The 15,162-nt window shown below is 62.8% G+C and carries 14 protein-coding genes, 1 tRNA gene and 1 pseudogene; 8 read left to right on the top strand and 8 right to left on the bottom strand.

From position 1 onward, the window contains the following. Window positions 1–9 precede the first annotated feature (9 nt). Window positions 10–91: transfer RNA gene (locus tag BAUR9175_RS17565), tRNA-Tyr, on the bottom strand. 145 nt (window positions 92–236) lie between these two features. Here BAUR9175_RS17565 and BAUR9175_RS19450 point away from each other — a divergent pair. Both BAUR9175_RS19450 and BAUR9175_RS19805 read left to right on the top strand, forming a co-directional pair. Continuing rightward, window positions 237–728: a YajQ family cyclic di-GMP-binding protein gene (locus BAUR9175_RS19450; protein ID WP_009882879.1), complete on the top strand. Its 492-nt coding sequence runs from the start codon at window positions 237–239 to the stop codon at window positions 726–728. Window positions 729–850: 122 nt separating this feature from the next. Further along, a pseudogene (locus tag BAUR9175_RS19805) lies at window positions 851–1,819 on the top strand (5-methyltetrahydropteroyltriglutamate--homocysteine S-methyltransferase); the annotation flags it as partial. A gap of 183 nt (window positions 1,820–2,002) precedes the next feature. Here BAUR9175_RS19805 and BAUR9175_RS19990 read toward each other — a convergent pair. The 3 genes from BAUR9175_RS19990 to BAUR9175_RS17545 form a co-directional block, all read right to left on the bottom strand. Then, on the bottom strand, window positions 2,003–2,641 hold the full coding sequence (locus tag BAUR9175_RS19990) for a TetR/AcrR family transcriptional regulator (RefSeq protein WP_180959276.1): 639 nt from the start codon (window positions 2,639–2,641) through the stop codon (window positions 2,003–2,005). A gap of 52 nt (window positions 2,642–2,693) precedes the next feature. Then, on the bottom strand, window positions 2,694–3,608 hold the full coding sequence (locus BAUR9175_RS17550; protein ID WP_009882882.1) for a GTP pyrophosphokinase: 915 nt from the start codon (window positions 3,606–3,608) through the stop codon (window positions 2,694–2,696). Window positions 3,609–3,745: 137 nt separating this feature from the next. Further along, window positions 3,746–5,164 carry an FAD-dependent oxidoreductase gene (locus BAUR9175_RS17545; RefSeq protein WP_009882884.1) on the bottom strand — a complete coding sequence of 473 codons (1,419 nt, stop codon included), beginning with the start codon at window positions 5,162–5,164 and terminating at the stop codon, window positions 3,746–3,748. A 151-nt stretch (window positions 5,165–5,315) separates the two neighbouring features. On the opposite strand from BAUR9175_RS17545, the gene rarD (BAUR9175_RS17540) reads away from it, so the two are divergent. From rarD (BAUR9175_RS17540) to BAUR9175_RS17520, 5 genes are all read left to right on the top strand, one after another. Further along, on the top strand, window positions 5,316–6,236 hold the full coding sequence (gene rarD, locus BAUR9175_RS17540; RefSeq protein ID WP_180959275.1) for an EamA family transporter RarD: 921 nt from the start codon (window positions 5,316–5,318) through the stop codon (window positions 6,234–6,236). Between the two features lie 70 nt (window positions 6,237–6,306). Further along, entirely contained in the window at window positions 6,307–7,221 is a 915-nt protein-coding gene (gene rarD, locus BAUR9175_RS17535; protein WP_101584746.1) for an EamA family transporter RarD, read from the top strand. Between the two features lie 88 nt (window positions 7,222–7,309). Beyond that, window positions 7,310–7,711 carry a GntR family transcriptional regulator gene (locus BAUR9175_RS17530; protein ID WP_069599708.1) on the top strand — a complete coding sequence of 134 codons (402 nt, stop codon included), beginning with the start codon at window positions 7,310–7,312 and terminating at the stop codon, window positions 7,709–7,711. Window positions 7,712–7,714: 3 nt separating this feature from the next. Next, window positions 7,715–8,629 (top strand): ABC transporter ATP-binding protein, encoded by a 915-nt coding sequence (locus BAUR9175_RS17525; protein WP_101584744.1) that lies wholly within the window; start codon window positions 7,715–7,717, stop codon window positions 8,627–8,629. Between the two features lie 80 nt (window positions 8,630–8,709). Next, a complete protein-coding gene (locus tag BAUR9175_RS17520) occupies window positions 8,710–9,369 on the top strand; it encodes a hypothetical protein (protein WP_226823992.1) in 660 nt (219 codons plus the stop codon). Window positions 9,370–9,396: 27 nt separating this feature from the next. On the opposite strand, the gene BAUR9175_RS17515 is transcribed toward BAUR9175_RS17520, so the two are convergent. The 4 genes from BAUR9175_RS17515 to BAUR9175_RS17500 form a co-directional block, all read right to left on the bottom strand. Further along, window positions 9,397–10,383 carry a permease gene (locus BAUR9175_RS17515; RefSeq protein ID WP_257944367.1) on the bottom strand — a complete coding sequence of 329 codons (987 nt, stop codon included), beginning with the start codon at window positions 10,381–10,383 and terminating at the stop codon, window positions 9,397–9,399. A gap of 91 nt (window positions 10,384–10,474) precedes the next feature. Next, window positions 10,475–11,500: a polyprenyl synthetase family protein gene (locus BAUR9175_RS17510; protein ID WP_371860640.1), complete on the bottom strand. Its 1,026-nt coding sequence runs from the start codon at window positions 11,498–11,500 to the stop codon at window positions 10,475–10,477. Between the two features lie 29 nt (window positions 11,501–11,529). Continuing rightward, on the bottom strand, window positions 11,530–12,831 hold the full coding sequence (locus BAUR9175_RS17505; RefSeq protein ID WP_009882892.1) for a geranylgeranyl reductase family protein: 1,302 nt from the start codon (window positions 12,829–12,831) through the stop codon (window positions 11,530–11,532). Then, window positions 12,828–13,520 carry a demethylmenaquinone methyltransferase gene (locus tag BAUR9175_RS17500; protein ID WP_009882894.1) on the bottom strand — a complete coding sequence of 231 codons (693 nt, stop codon included), beginning with the start codon at window positions 13,518–13,520 and terminating at the stop codon, window positions 12,828–12,830. The genes BAUR9175_RS17505 and BAUR9175_RS17500 overlap by 4 nt, the downstream gene beginning before the upstream one ends. Before the next feature lie 148 nt (window positions 13,521–13,668). On the opposite strand from BAUR9175_RS17500, the gene BAUR9175_RS17495 reads away from it, so the two are divergent. After that, a complete protein-coding gene (locus BAUR9175_RS17495) occupies window positions 13,669–15,033 on the top strand; it encodes an isochorismate synthase (protein ID WP_096158410.1) in 1,365 nt (454 codons plus the stop codon). Window positions 15,034–15,162: the final 129 nt, after the last annotated feature.

Here is a 15,162-nt window from a genome sequence, read left to right as displayed (position 1 = left end):
CCGTCTGCGTGGCAGATGAAGGATTCGAACCTTCGAAGGCAATGCCGGCTGATTTACAGTCAGCTCCCTTTGGCCGCTCGGGCAATCTGCCGCAGTGTGTGCTCGATGAGCACTTGAAAATACTACAAGCACGACCCCCGAATCACCAACTCGATAGACGCAGGTCACAATTATGCGTCTCGACTACACTCGGTGACCAGATACCCGTCCATCCTCTCACCACACAAGGAGCATTCATGGCCAGCGAATCCTCATTCGACGTCGTCAGCAAGGTCGACCGGCAGGAAGCCGACAATGCCTTGAACCAGGCGGCCAAAGAGATCAATTCCCGCTACGACTTCCGCGGCACCGATGCCTCGATCGCGTGGACCGGTGAAGCGATTCAGATGAAGGCCGTCAGCGAGGACCGGGTGAAGGCGATCCTCGACGTCTTCCAGTCGAAGCTGGTCAAGCGCGGCATCTCCCTGAAGTCCCTCGACGACGGCGAGCCCTACCCATCGGGCAAGGAGTACCGCATCGATGCGAGCCTCAAGGAAGGCATCGACAAGGACAACGCGAAGAAGATCTCGAAGTACATCCGCGACGAAGGCCCCAAGGGCGTGAAATCGCAGATCCAGGGTGAGGAGCTGCGCGTGAGCTCGAAGAAGCGCGATGACCTGCAGGAGGTCATCTCCCTGCTCAAGGGCAAGGACCTCGATCTCGACCTGCAGTTCGTCAACTACCGCTGAGTCGTCGCTGTCGCTGAATCGTCGCTGTCGCTGAGTCGTCGCTTCTGCCGTCATGACGCAGCAAGTCACTGGCTGACTGTTCGAGTCGCTGTGTGACCTGGTCATGACGGCAGGTGACAGCGATGGTCTCCCCCCCACCGTCACCGACCCGAACCCGGCGGCAGTATGGCGGCATGCTCAGCACATTCCCCACAGCCACCATCACCGGCTATACGCACCTTGGCCCGAACTGTGAGCAGACAAAAGCGCTTAAGGACTATTGGGCCGGCCGCCTCGATGCCGAGGCGTTCTCACAGTCCATGCACTCCCTGCGGTTGAACACCTACAGTCACCTGCGAGTACTTGGTTTGGACGAGGACTATTCGATCCCCGCCTCCTACACCCACTACGACCATGTCCTCGACACTGCCTTAAGCGTCGGGCTCGTCGCATCAGAGCCGACCGGCACCGACTTCGACGTCGACGAATACTTCGCTGCGGCACGAGGCATGGGGCAACAAGTGCCCTTTGCCCCGGAGCTCGAGGACTCCACCCGGTTCAGGGCCCGCCCCCAGCATCTGCTCTCGCTCGTAGCGGAGGCCAAAGCCGCCGGTCACACGATCCGACCTGTCCTCATCGGTCCTGTGACCCTGCTGGCACTGGCGCAGACGAGCCCAGGCACAGGCACCTCGGCGTTCGAGCGGCTCGACGAACTCACCACCGCCTACGTCGACGTCATCAGCATTCTTGCTGCTGCCGGGGTCGACTGGGTCCAGTTGGACGAACCTGCCCTTACGACCGATGTCGACGAGCACTCCGACACCGAGCTCGCCGAGGCGGCCTCCCGTGCCTATGCCACCCTGAGCAGGGCGAACACGCGCCCGCAGATCTTCGTCACCGCTCCACACGGAAGCCTGCGAGGAGGATTGCCTGCGCTGGCACATTCGGGCATCGATGCCCTTGGTGTGGATGTCTCCGCGGCTACCCGCGCGATCGATCCGGACTACATCGTCCGCATTGCCGCGGAGACTCCGGCGTCGGTCCACCTCGTCGCCGGTGTCATCGACGCTCGCAGCGTTCTGGCAGACGACCTGCCGACCAGCCTGTCGGTCCTGCAGTGCCTTGGTCGCGAATCGCTCAGCGTCTCCACCTCGACGTCGCTGCTGCTGATTCCCCAACCGGTGTCACCCGATGCCGATCTGCCGGCTGCCGACTCAGCCCGGGCCTGCCCCGCCGAGGAAGATGTCGCCGAGGCGAAGGTCGCTGAGGTGAAGGCTCTGGCCAAGGCGCATGCCTCATCTCGAGTAAGTCGACCACATCGCCCGCTGCGCGAAACCGGCGACCCGCAGCAGCTCGTTGCGTCTCACACCGTGTTTCGCCTGGGCGGCCAGACCATGCCAGTTCGCCTGCACAAATCCAGCGACGGCATCAGCGTCGGTTCCTCCCAGGATCTCGCCCTCATCGATCGCCGTGGTGACGCGGTCGCGGAGGAGGCGTTCGTTCTTCGTCAACATGGTGGTGATGTCTCCACGCGTCTTTCGCGTCGCCGGAACCTCTGACATGACTGCGCTGGTGATGAGACAGCCAGGGTGTGAGTCCGGCGGCTGGGTGAACTCGATGACCGAGGACCTCAGCAGCTCATCGACGACGGTTCTGATGGACTGTGCAGCGACGGCCTTTTCGTACAGTTCCGTGTACCGCCGGGCGTAGACCCGAACGGATTCGCCGAACAGTCCGGCCTTGCTGCCGAATGCCGAGTAGAGGCTCGAGGTCGAGATCCCGATCGCCGAGCTCAGGTCCCGGGTCGACGTTCCGCTGTAGCCGAGGCGCCAGAACAGTCGTGCGGCCTCGAGCACGGCCCAGGCTCGATCGAACTCGGGAGGTCGTCCGCGGTTATTCGCTTCCACACTTGCATTGTAGAACGTCTGCTCCATAATTATTTATGAAGCAGACGCTCCATAAATGTACCGATGCCGAAACTGAGCCTCAGGGCAATGCCATCGGGATGTAGTAGAGACCCTTCGAATCCTCTTCGACGGTGGCTCGCAGGCGATCATCGACACTGATGAAGTCATTGACCTTGATCGTGCCCTTGGAGTCACTGAGTTTGCGAACCGCAAATGCAGGAATGAGACCCTGACGACCGTCACCGTCGACCGCCAGTGCGTACTTCGGTCCTGTCGCCCTCACCTTGACCTCTATCGTGTCATCGGCAGCGGAGGGGACGGTGGTGTCTAGATCCGGATTCGTCAGAGCAGAGAGCTCAACGGCGAGGGTGTCGGCCATGTCATCGACCGTGGCGAGCATGTTCGCCATTGCGCGGGCAAACTCACCGTGCAGCTCACTGGGCTTCATCGCCGCGCCCGGTTTGTACATATCTTCGTGAGTCAGTTCGCCCCATGCGTCCTGCAACCTGGTCTTGACCTGGATCTCCGCAAAGACAGGCTCCCCCTGATCGGAGGGGATCTGCAGCGTCACGTGGCAGGCCCGGTAGCCGCTTGGCTTCGGTGGGTCGACGTAGTTCTTCTGCTCGATGAGAGCGAAGGCGCCGAGCTGCTGGGGGTCCGTCAGAGAGTCGAACATCATCTTCTGGTCGCGCGGTGATTTGCACAGCACCTTGACTCCGACGATGTCGCGAATGTGATTCTCCACGTCCTGAGGTGTCGAGACCCGCAGATCGGGATCATCGGCCGCCTTCTCGACGAGCTTCGCCAAAGTGCGAGCCGGATCTTTGATTCGATGCCCGTCGACGTCGAGGCGAGAGATGTCCTTGTTCTTCAGCAGACCCTTCTGCTGCTGCTTGAGCCAGTGCTTGATCCGCACGGCGGCAGATTCCCAGGCGTCACGGCGCTGCGCATAGGCCTGCGAGACCACTTCCCTCATCGCCGAATCCGCACTCACCGTTCCTCCTCTGTCACAGGGATCGTCATTGCTCCCATCAAACCACGAGCGCGCCACCGTTACGGTGACGCGCTCGCAGATTTCTGTGTCGAGTGCCTGTCGAACTCAGAGTTTGTCGGAACCAGAGTTCGTCGGAATCAGTGCCCGGAGGCTGGCTGACTGGCGGCTTCCGCCTGCAGATGGCTGCGAGCCTCGGCCAGCATGCCCTCGCGGGTCGCAATCTTCACACGCTCGCGGCCTTCGGCCTCACCGAGAGCCTTCTCGGCGGTCTCCACACGGTGGTAGCCTTCCCAATCCACGTAGTCGACGCCCTTGGATTCGAGCAGTTCGACGATCGCAGAGTCATCCGGGTAGACGGGCTCTGTCAGCGCTCCGGCGGCGCGGTCATCGAGGATGTGGCCGATCGTCTCCAGGGCGTCGCCCTTGGTGTGGCCGATCAGGCCGACGGGTCCGCGCTTGATCCAGCCGGTCGTGTACACGCCCTGCACCACGTCTGCATCGGCAGAGGCTGCTTGCGCTTCTGCATCGACGACGCGGCCCTCATGGTTCGGAATGACTCCCTTGCCTGAGTCGAACGGCAGCTGCGGAAGTGCCGTGCCCGCATACCCGATTGCTCGGTACACGGCGTCGATCTCCCAATCGTGGAAGGTGCCGGTGCCGGCTGCTCCGCCCTTGCCGTCGAGCTCCATCCGTTCCGTGCGCAGCCCCGTGACCTTGTCCTCGCCGAGGATGGCGACCGGGGAATGGAGGAAGTGCAGGTGCAGACGACGCTTGGCACCGACAGGCTCACGCATCGTGAAGTCGGTCAGAGTCTTCGCGACCTGTTTGGTCTGGTTGTTCGACTCGATCGCGGCCAGCGAGCCCTCATCGAACTCGTAGTCCTCGGGGTAGACGATGATGTCGACGTCCTTCACATGCCCCAGCTCACGGAGCTCAAGGGGCGTGAACTTCGCCTGCGCCGGACCACGCCGACCGAACACGTGCACGTCAGTGACCTTTGAGGACTTCAGGCCTTCGTAGACGTGGTCAGGAATCTCGGTGGTGTGCATGTCATCGGCCTGCTTCGCCAGCACCCGGGCCACGTCGAGGGCCACGTTGCCGTTGCCGATGACCGCAACCTTCTCAGCATCCAGCGGCCACGTCTGGCCCACATCAGGATGCGAGTCGTACCAGTTGACGAAATCGGCGGCACCGTAGGAACCGGGGAGATCGACTCCGGGAAGATTCAGCGAGGCATCGATGAAGCAGCCGGTGGAGAAGATCACTGCGTCGTAACGGTCGGTCAGCTCTTCCAGCTTGATGTCGACGCCGTACTCCACGTTGGAGAACAGGCGGATATCACCGCGGTCGAGGACCTTGATGAGAGCGTTGATGATGCCCTTGATCCGCGGATGATCCGGAGCCACACCGTAGCGGACGAGTCCGAACGGAGTCGGCAGACGTTCGAAGAGGTCGATGCTGACCTCGAAGTCACGCTCAGCCTTGGTCAGCAGATCGGCCGCATAGATCCCGGCAGGACCGGCACCCACAATAGCCACACGGAAGGGACGCGTCATTCTCACACCTCTCTAGTAAGTCATCTCCGATTGTATCGGCAATGAAGGACCTCCTAACAAACACGTGACGAAACTCGCATCCCGACTCTCGGCCGCATCTCAGACAGCAGTCGCAATCACCAGCGCCCTGTGAGTTGCCTAGACTCGGCCTGTGAACGCCTCTGCACCTGAAGAATCTGCCTTTCGCCGCGTCGGCTTGGGATACGGAACCACCGCCTACATCATCTGGGGCCTCATTCCCCTGCTCTTCGCCGCCGCGGCACCGACCGGCGCGCTCGAAATCGTCGCCCATCGGATTATCTGGTCGCTGATCTTCTGCGCCATCCTCCTCTTCTTCGCCAAGGGCTTCGCCCGCACCTGGCTGGTGATGCGCTCGGGAAAGACCTTCTGGCTGCTTGCCCTGGCATCCGTGCTCATCGCCGTGAACTGGACGACCTACGTCTACGGCATCGAAACGGGCCGCCTCGTCGAGATCTCACTGGGTTACTACCTCAATCCGCTCATTTCGATCGGACTCGGTGTCATCTTCCTCAAGGAGAAGCTGCGCCCGCTGCAATGGGCCGCGGTCGGATTCGGCGCGGTCGCCGTCATCGTGGTCGGCCTCGGGATCGGACGCTTCCCCTACCTGGCGCTCACCGTGGCCGTCTCCTTCGGTCTCTACGGCCTGGTTAAGAACAAGGTCGGTGGGAAGGTCGGTGCTCTCGAAGGCATGACCGTCGAGACGGCCGTGCTCACCGTTCCCAGTCTTGCCTTCCTCGCCTACCTCGCCGCGCAGGGCGAGGGCACATTCATCGGCTTCGGGCCCTGGCACGTCGTCCTGCTCCTGGCCACAGGACCTCTGACTGCGATTCCGCTCATCCTCTTCGGCGCGGCCGCCAGGCGAATCCCTCTGTCCTGGGTGGGAATGCTGCAGTACATTGCCCCGACGATGCAGTTCATCCTCGGCGTCGCGCTCTTCGGTGAGGCGATGTCAACGACGAGGTGGATCGGATTCCTCATCATCTGGATCGCCGTCATCCTGCTGTGCACGGACATGGTCCGCCAGAGCCGACGACGCCCTTCCTTGGGCTGATGCCCCTGCTACCGGTGGCCCGACGACACCCGTGGTCGGGCAGGCTGCTGCGGCTCACTAGACTCTGTGTGTGATCGCAAATTCAGCCCCCGATGAGAACGCCTTCCGCCGTGCCGGTCTGATCAACGGCCTCTCCGCCTACCTGCTGTGGGGGCTCATCCCCCTGCTGTTCGCCGCCGCGACGCCGACCGGGGCCCTGGAACTCGTCTCACATCGCGTCGTCTGGTCTCTGCTCTTCTGTGCCGTCCTCCTGGTCTTCACCGGCGGATTCGCACGCACCTGGCAGGTCGTCCGGTCCGGTCGCACCTTCTGGATGCTGACCTTGGCCGCTGTGCTCATCGCCATCAACTGGACGGCGTTCATCTACGGAGTCGAAACCGGCCACCTCGTCGAGGTGTCGCTGGGCTACTACCTCAACCCGCTCATCTCCATCGGGCTGGGTGTCATCTTCCTCGGTGAGAAGCTGCGCCCCCTGCAGTGGACGGCGGCCGGATTCGGACTCATCGCCGTCATCATCGTCGGCCTCGGACTCGGCCGAATGCCGTACCTCTCGTTCACAGTGGCAATCTCCTTCGGACTCTACGGCCTGGTGAAGAACAAGGTCGGCAATCAAGTCGGGGCCTTGGAGGGAATGACGATCGAGTCTGCCGTACTGGCCATCCCCAGCGCCGCCTACCTGCTGATCCTCGGGGCGATGGGGCTCTCGACGTTCACCGGCCTCGGCGCCGGCCATGTCATCATCATCCTCATCACGGGTCCGGCGACGGCGATTCCGCTCATCCTCTTCAGTGCGGCGGCCCGAAGGATTCCACTGTCGTGGGTGGGCATGCTGCAGTACATCACGCCGACGATGCAGTTCATCACCGGTGTCTACATCCTCGGAGAGTCGATGTCGATGACGCGGTGGGTCGGCTTCTGCGTCATCTGGATCGCCGTGCTGCTGCTCTGCACCGACCTGATCCGCCAGAGCCGCCGCAGGCTCTAACCACGCTCCTAGAAGACAAAACTCTTGACGCCGCACCCGGTTCCATGGTTAGTTAGTTGAGTAACTAACCAACACACATGGAGCTGATGTGATCGACGAAGCCAAACCACTGTTCGCACAGATCGCCGAACAGGTCGAAGATTCGATCATCAACGGCACCCTGCCCGAATTGTCTCGAGCACCCTCGACCAACGAGCTCTCAAGCTTCTACTCGATCAACCCCGCAACGGCGGCCAAGGGAGTGAACCAGCTCGTAGCCAAGGGCGTCCTCGAAAAGCGTCGCGGCATCGGAATGTTCGTGAAGGAAGGGGCCCGAACGATCCTCATCAACGAATACAGGACCACCTTCTCGGACAATTTCATCGCACCGCTGCTCTCTGAAGCCAGCAGGCTCGGGCTCAACCGCGATGAAATCATCGCCCTCATCGCCGAGCGTTCGCAAGAATCCGGCACGTCACACAGCTTGGACCAGACCACCGCGAAGGGATAGAAGATGGCCTCCGTCATCGACACACGCGACCTCACCAAGAAGTACAAGCAGTCCACCGCCCTCGACAACGTCAATCTTTCGATTGAAGAGGACTCGATCTACGGTCTCCTCGGCCGCAACGGTGCTGGCAAGACAACCTTGATGTCCATCCTCACCGCCCAGAACTTCGCTACCAGCGGCGATGTCGAGATCTTCGGAGAGCATCCTTACGAGAATTCACGCGTTCTCAATCGGATGTGCTTCGTCCGCGAGAGTCAGAAATATCCCGAGGACTCCAATGCACAACACGCTCTTGCCTCTGCCCGCCTCTTCTTCCCCCGCTGGGATCAGCCCCTCGCTGAGGACCTCATCGACGACTTCCGCCTTCCCCTGAAGACACCGATCAAGAAGCTCTCCCGAGGGCAGCAGTCGGCAATCGGCGTGATCATCGGACTGGCATCCCGTGCGGAGATCACCTTCTTCGATGAGCCGTACCTCGGCTTCGACGCCGTCGCCAGGCAGACGTTCTACGACCGCCTCATCAGTGATTATGCGGAGTGCCCGCGAACCATAATCCTGTCGAGTCATCTCATCGACGAAGTGGCGGACCTCATCGAGAATGTCATCGTCATCGACCGCGGTCGGATCATCATGGATGAGTCCACCGACGAGGCACGCAACCGTGCGGTCAACATCGCCGGAGATGCTGAGCAGGTTCAGCGCCTCGTCGCCGGCCGAGAGGTCGTCCACCGTGAGACCTTGGGGCGCGTGACCTCGGCGACCGTCCTCGGTCGCCTTTCCGAAACCGACCGTGCGTTCATCGCCGAGGCAGACTTAGACCTCACTCCTGTCTCATTGCAGCAGCTCATTGTGCGCACGACCCAGGGAGCTGACGAATCCCAGCATGCAGACACAGACATCAGGAGTCTTCAGTCATGACCACGACAGCGCAATCGTTCGACATTCAAACACCAGCTCGACCGAGAAGCCGAACACTCGGGGTCGTCAGGTTCCAGTTCATGAACACTCAGACCTTCGTCTGGATGCCCGTCCTAGTTCTCGGCGGAGTCTGGCTGATCACCCTCCTGATCTATTGGATCATCTCCGCTTCCGGTGTCGAAGGACCGATGTACAGCGGCGGATCGCAAGCACCCCTCTGGTATTTTGCAGTCGTCGGCGCGCAGGCGATGAATCGGACCTTCTACTTCTCACAGGCGATGAGCCTGACTCGACGCGAGTTCTATCTCGGATCGCTGGTTGCAGCGGGCATCAGCGCAGTCGGAATCTCTGTCGTGTTCATGTTCCTCGGTCTCGTCGAACAGGCCACCGACGGCTATGGCATCAACGGATACTTCGCTTATCTGCCGTGGGTCTGGGTCGGGGGTCCGTTGGCGGCGGGACTGACCTATTTCGTCCTCACCATGCTCACGTTCATTCTCGGATTCTGGTTCGCCATTGTCCTCAAGCGCTTCGGCGTACTCATCCTCACGACTGCTCTGCTCGTCATCGCCCTCGCCCTGTTGGGCGGTGCCGCACTCATCAGCCTCAATACGGCATGGCCACAGGTCTGGACGTGGTTCGCTGACATGCAGAGCATGGGGCTGACACTCTGGGCATTGGGAGCCTGTGTTGTCTTCGCCGCTGGTTCGTATCTCACCCTGCGACGACTGACTGTCTGATTTGAGCTGAGCATCTCGGCTCTAACCTCAGCTGCCGAGCACGAGCACCGCGCCGGAGAGCACTCCGCCGAGAGCCACCGCCGTTCCCATGGCGGTGGTGGTGCGCCATCCTAGGGACTTTCCGACCATGACCATCGAGGGAATGCTCAGTGCCGGAAGCACGATCAGCAGTGCGCCGGTCACGCCCGCGCCCACTCCGACCGCCGACAATGCAAGGATGATCGGGATCTCGCCGCCGGTCGGGATCACCAGAAGCGAGCCCACGAGTGCGGCGATGAGCACCGCGAATCCACCGACCTGTGCTTCGAGACCGTAGACACCCGAGAGCCACGGACTGATGAGTCCGACGATGAAGACCAGGGCCAGGTGCTCGGGCACGAGGATGAGGGTGAATTTCGACAGCGACCGCAGGTAGCGCACGGGAAGGGCGGAGAACCTGGTCGGTTCAAGACTCTGCTCAGGGACCACCTCGGCGCGCCCCTTGATCCAACGGCCGATGAGGGCACTGGCTCCGACGACGATGAGGAGTCCGACCACGAGGCGGGTGAGGACGAACTGCCAGGGCAGAATCAGCGCGAGGAAGATCAGAACAGCGGGGTTGAGCAGCGGGTTGCCCACCCAGTACGCCAAGGCAGCGCTGCGCCTGACACCCGAACCGCGCAGGCCGGCAGTCACCGGAGCCGCGCAGCAGGTGCACATCATCGACGGCAGCGACATCGCCGCGCCGACGAGCGACTGACTGGTGTGGCTACGACGATTCATCACACGCCGCAGCCAATCGCGCGGCACCAGCGCGTCGATGGCAGCAGCCACCACGAGCGCCACGAGCAGTGCTTTCCACACGGCGGTGAAGTACACGAGCGTGAAGTCCCAGGCTCCGGACAGGGAGAACGTCTCCCCAGCGGCTTCGAAGAGCGGACTGCCGTCCCAGACCGATGTCTGGCTCAGCGTCCAGGCCTTGTCCCAGTAAGGCATCCACTTCGACCAGCTCAGCCCCACCACGAGGAAGAGCACGAGGACGCCAAGACCGATCCAATCGACCGGAGTCAGACGCCGCCGATGGGGGGGGCCTCAAGCGGCTGAGCCCGGACCGTATCCGACATGGTCAGGCGCTGCGGGTGACTACAGAATCAGCGAACGTGAACAGTGATTCCTTGACCACTCCGTCGGGCAGCGGTGCCAGAGCGGCCTTCGCATCGTCAGCCCAGCGAACCGCCTCGGCGCGGGCTCGGGCCGTCACCGGGTGGGCAGCCAGAGCGGCACGGGCGGATTCGAGGGCCTCATCCGAACTCAGATCCGCATCCAGAAGTTCGACCACCTCGGCGGCGGTCGCGTCACCGTCGGCTGCGGCGGCGCGGACGTAGAGCACCGGCAGTGTGGGAACGCGTTCGCGCAGGTCAGTGCCCGGAGTCTTGCCCGACACCGACGAGGTGGTCGTCAGATCGATGATGTCATCGGCGAGTTGGAAGGCGATGCCGACGCGTTCACCGAAGATCCGCACGGGCTCGGCCAGGGCCTGATCCGCTTGTGAGAACATGACCCCGAACTGCGCCGAGGTGGCGATGAGGGATCCGGTCTTGTCCGCGAGCACCTGAATGTAGTGCTCAATCGCATCCGTGTCCTCCGGCGGACCGGCGAATTCGTTGAGCTGACCGAGGACGAGACGTTCGAAGGTCTCGGCCTGGACCCGCACAGCCTCGGGACCCAGTTTCGCGGTGACACCGGAGGCCTTTGAGAACAGGAGATCGCCGGTGAGGATGGCCACGGAATTGCCCCACACCTCGTGCGCGGCAGGTGCACCACGGCGCACTGGAGCATCGTCCATCACATCGTCGTGGTACAGGGAGGCCAAGTGAATGAGCTCCACGGCAACGGCCGCATCGATGATCGCATCGCGGTTCGCCTCGCCGAGGCGGGCGGTGAGCAGCAGCAGGTTGGGGCGGGCGCGTTTGCCGCCGGCCGCGAGGAGATGTTTGGAGGTGGTGTCCGGCAGCTTCCGTGTCTGCTCGGTCACTTCGTAGAGCCTGCGCTCGACGGCTTCCAACTGTGTGGAGATATCCGCCGCAAGCTGGGCATCGGCACCAATAAAAGTCGCCGGAGAGGCTAGGTGGCTCATGTCCTCGTCATTCATCGTAGTCAGTGTTGTAGTCGCTGCTTGGCTCAGGCATTGCTGGTGGCCGGCACGATTCGGGTGAGAGCTGAAATCACCCGGTCGATGAGATCAGCCTCAGAGACCTTCGGGTCGCGGTAGAGGTTCGCCAACAATTTCACGACGAATTCCATCACAACGTCAACACCCATACCGTACTTGATTCCGAACTGCATGAGTGCAGGGTGGCCGATAATGGCGGAAAAAACGCGTCCCAGAGTGAAGTAGCCGCCCAGGGAGTCACCCACGAGCGCCGGGTATTCCTGCAGTTTCTCCCGCATCACATGCTTCGGGTAGCGGGAATAGGTGGAGATCACCTCGGCGGCCAGACGAGCGGACTCGAGGGCATAGTCGATGCCCTCGCCGTTGAAAGGGTTGACCATCCCACCCGAATCGCCGACGAGCAGGAGCCCCTTGTGGAAGTGCGGGGTGCGGTTGAAGGCCATCGGCAGCGCCGCGGACTTGATCGGCCCCAACGAGGTGGTCTCGTCGATGCCCCACTCGTGTCCCATGTCCGCGATCCACTGCCCCATCATGGTGCGGAAGTCGACGGAACCGAACTGAGGTGAGGAGTCCAGCAGGCCGGCACCGATGTTGATCGTGCCGTCGCCCAGCGGGAAGAGCCAGCCGTAGCCGGGCAGAACCTCGGACTCGCCCGCCGAATTGCGCGAGCGCATCTCGACCCAGCTCTCGATGTAGTCGTCGGCATGCCTCGGTGAGGAATGGTAGGCACGCACCGCCACACCCATCGGTCGGTCGTCGCGCTTCTCCAAGCCCATGGCCACTGCCAGGCGCGAGGAGACTCCGTCGGCGGCGATGACGATCGGGGCGCTGAAGTGCGCCTCGGGACCCACCCTGCGACCACGATGGTCGGTGCCGGAGGCGTGGACGCCCTGAATCCAGCCGTCCTCGCCGATGTCCGGGGACATGGCCTTGACCTGCTCGAACAGCCTGGCACCGCTGCGCTGGGCGTGACGGGCGAATGCCTCGTCCATGCCCATCCGCGGCTTCGTCAGCCCGAAGTTCGGGGTGCCGTCGATATCGGGCCAGTCGATCTCCAAGCGGTGCCCGCCGCCGATGAGGCGCAGTCCTCGGTTCTTGTGCCACCCCTCGGATTCAGGGGTCGCCATGCCCAGGTAGCCGACCTCTTTGACCGCGCGCGGGGTCAGGGCGTCGCCGCAGATCTTGTCGCGGGGAAACCCGGATTTCTCCAGGATGATGACCTCATGGCCGGCCTGCGCGAGGTAGGCGCCGATGGCCGATCCGGCAGGGCCCGCCCCGACGACGATGACCTCGGCGGAGAATTCGTTCACGGCTTGAGGGCGTGGTGGACGGCGACGATTCCGCCTGTGAGGTTGCGATGCTTGACCTGGTCGAAGCCGGCGCCGAGGATCTGCTGAGCGAATTCGTCCTGGTCAGGCCAGGCGCGGATCGATTCTGCGAGGTAGACGTAGGCCTCGGGGTTCGAGGACACGGCCTTCGCCACGGCGGGCAGGGCCCGCATCAGGTATTCCTTGTAGACGAGGCTGAAGGGGTCGAACGTCGGAGTCGAGAACTCGCAGATGATGAGTCGGCCACCGGGCTTGAGCACGCGCAGCATCTCTGCCAACGCGGTGTCCACGTCATTGACGTTGCGGATGCCGAAGGAGATGGTGACGACGTCGAAGCTGGCATCGGAGAACGGCAGGTCCATCGCATCGGCGTAGATGAAGTCGATCTTGGGGTGTCTGCGGCGCCCTTCGGAGAGCATGCCCTGTGAGATGTCGCCGGCGACCACCTCGGCGCCGTGATGGGTGAACGTCATCGATGACGTTCCCGTCCCGGCCGCGAGATCGAGGACACGTTCGCCGGGGCCGGCAGCCACCGAATGTGCGACAGTCCGGCGCCAGGTGCGCGCCAGGCCGAAGGTGAGCACGTCGTTGGTGAGGTCGTAGCGGGAGGCGACGTCATCGAACATCGACGCGACGTCGTCGGGCTGCTTGTCCAGCTGAGCACGGTTCATTCCACCATTGTCTCAACACCTGAACCCGGGGGCGAATTCGCGGGCCGTTTTCCCTGCTGTTCGCCGTGTGGAACTCGCCACAGTCAGTCCACTTCGGCGAATTCGCTGGGGCGGATGCGACGATTTTCTGGACTAGAGTGGGGCTGAAATGACTACGACCTTCAGCACCTCTGACATCTGCACCGCGCCCCCGCGCCTGCACGTGAGCTCTCGCTTCGTCGACGACGTCGAGCCGGGCCCGGGCTTCCCCTTCGAATCCGGGCTTCCCACCTCCGTCGAGGAGACGCTGGAACTCCTGCCCACCTCGGCGTTCTCCTGCTGGGTTCGCGACACCTCGGGTCTCATCGGCTTCGGCCGCACACTGCGCATCCGCGCCCGCGGCAGCGACCGCTTCACCGAGCTCTCCAAGGCATGGAAGGCCATCACGGATGCCGCGAGCATCGAGGACGAGGTCGACCTGCTCGGCTCGGGACTCATGTGCTTCGCCACCGTCGCCTACTCGGGAGAGTCCGAGGTCGATTCCCTCATCCACGTCCCCGAATTCGTCCTCGGACGCCGAGGTGGTCGCGTCTGGATGACATCGATCATCACTGAGGGCGCGACCCCTGTCCCGCCGGTGCTCAAGTCCGAACCGCTGCGCCGAGTCACCTCGGCGACGTCCTCCCCCGGTGATCTCGACAGCTCCTCGTGGGCGGACCTGGTCGCCAAGGTCTCGCAGATGCTCACCCCCGTCGGAGACTCCGCCGAGGTGGACCCCTTCACCGAGGATTCCACGCTGCGCAAGATCGTGCTGGCCCGGGACGAGCTGGTTACCTCCGACGATGACATCGATGTGCGGTCCGTGCTGGGTGAGCTCAACCGCAGCTACCCCAGCTGCTGGACCTTCGATGTCGCGGGTCTCATCGGCTCCACCCCAGAGCTGCTCATCGGGGTGGAGAACGCCCGCGTGACCTCGCGCGTGCTCGCGGGCACGTATCGAGTGGAGAACGACCCGACTTCGGAGATGCCGGCAGCCAGGAAGCTGCTGAGCGCGCACAAAGACAGCACCGAGCACGCCTTCGCGATCGCCTCCCTGCAGCGCAGTCTCAGCTCTGTCGCCGACGATGTCAGCGTCGACGAGCGACCGCACCTGCTGCCATTGGCCAATGTCATCCATTCGGCCTCCGACGCCTCGGCGCACCTGCCCGAGGACTCCTGCCTCAATGCCCTGGACATCGCCGCGGCCGTGCACCCGACCGCGGCTGTGGGCGGATACCCGCAGGCCAGCGCGGTCGCACACGTGGATGAGCTGGAGCCGCTCGATCGCGGTCGGTATTCGGGACCGGTCGGCTGGATGGACGATCGCGGCAACGGACAGTTCGGCATCGCCCTGCGCTGCGGACAGCTCGAGGATCGCAATCGGATCCGCCTGTTCGCCGGTGCGGGCATCATGCCCGATTCGGATCCCCTCGCCGAGGTGGCCGAGACCGAAGCCAAATTCGCTCCGATGCGCCGTGCGCTGGGGTTGGAATAACCGGCTCTTCGCAAACGAGAGTGTATACCGATGAATTTCAAACAGAGCGAGTCGCTACCCGGATAGACGTCGAGGTCTTCCGATGATGGAAGTTCTCACACTGCCCATCCGAAAGACCTCGACGTGGAC

The sequence above is a fragment of the Brevibacterium aurantiacum genome (genome assembly GCF_900169065.1).
GTDB classification, from domain to species: domain Bacteria; phylum Actinomycetota; class Actinomycetes; order Actinomycetales; family Brevibacteriaceae; genus Brevibacterium; species Brevibacterium aurantiacum.
This window is presented reverse-complemented; position numbering and strand designations above follow the sequence as displayed.

What these genes read in the sequence shown, in the direction of transcription:
- BAUR9175_RS19450 (WP_009882879.1), top strand. Translation starts at nt 237, where the DNA reads ATGGCCAGCGAATCCTCATTCGACGTCGTCAGCAAGGTCGACCGGCAG.
- BAUR9175_RS19990 (WP_180959276.1), bottom strand. Translation starts at nt 2,641, where the DNA reads ATGGAGCAGACGTTCTACAATGCAAGTGTGGAAGCGAATAACCGCGGA.
- BAUR9175_RS17545 (WP_009882884.1), bottom strand. Translation starts at nt 5,164, where the DNA reads ATGACGCGTCCCTTCCGTGTGGCTATTGTGGGTGCCGGTCCTGCCGGG.
- BAUR9175_RS17525 (WP_101584744.1), top strand. Translation starts at nt 7,715, where the DNA reads ATGGCCTCCGTCATCGACACACGCGACCTCACCAAGAAGTACAAGCAG.
- BAUR9175_RS17520 (WP_226823992.1), top strand. Translation starts at nt 8,710, where the DNA reads ATGAACACTCAGACCTTCGTCTGGATGCCCGTCCTAGTTCTCGGCGGA.
- BAUR9175_RS17510 (WP_371860640.1), bottom strand. Translation starts at nt 11,500, where the DNA reads ATGAATGACGAGGACATGAGCCACCTAGCCTCTCCGGCGACTTTTATT.
- BAUR9175_RS17500 (WP_009882894.1), bottom strand. Translation starts at nt 13,520, where the DNA reads ATGAACCGTGCTCAGCTGGACAAGCAGCCCGACGACGTCGCGTCGATG.
- BAUR9175_RS17495 (WP_096158410.1), top strand. Translation starts at nt 13,669, where the DNA reads ATGACTACGACCTTCAGCACCTCTGACATCTGCACCGCGCCCCCGCGC.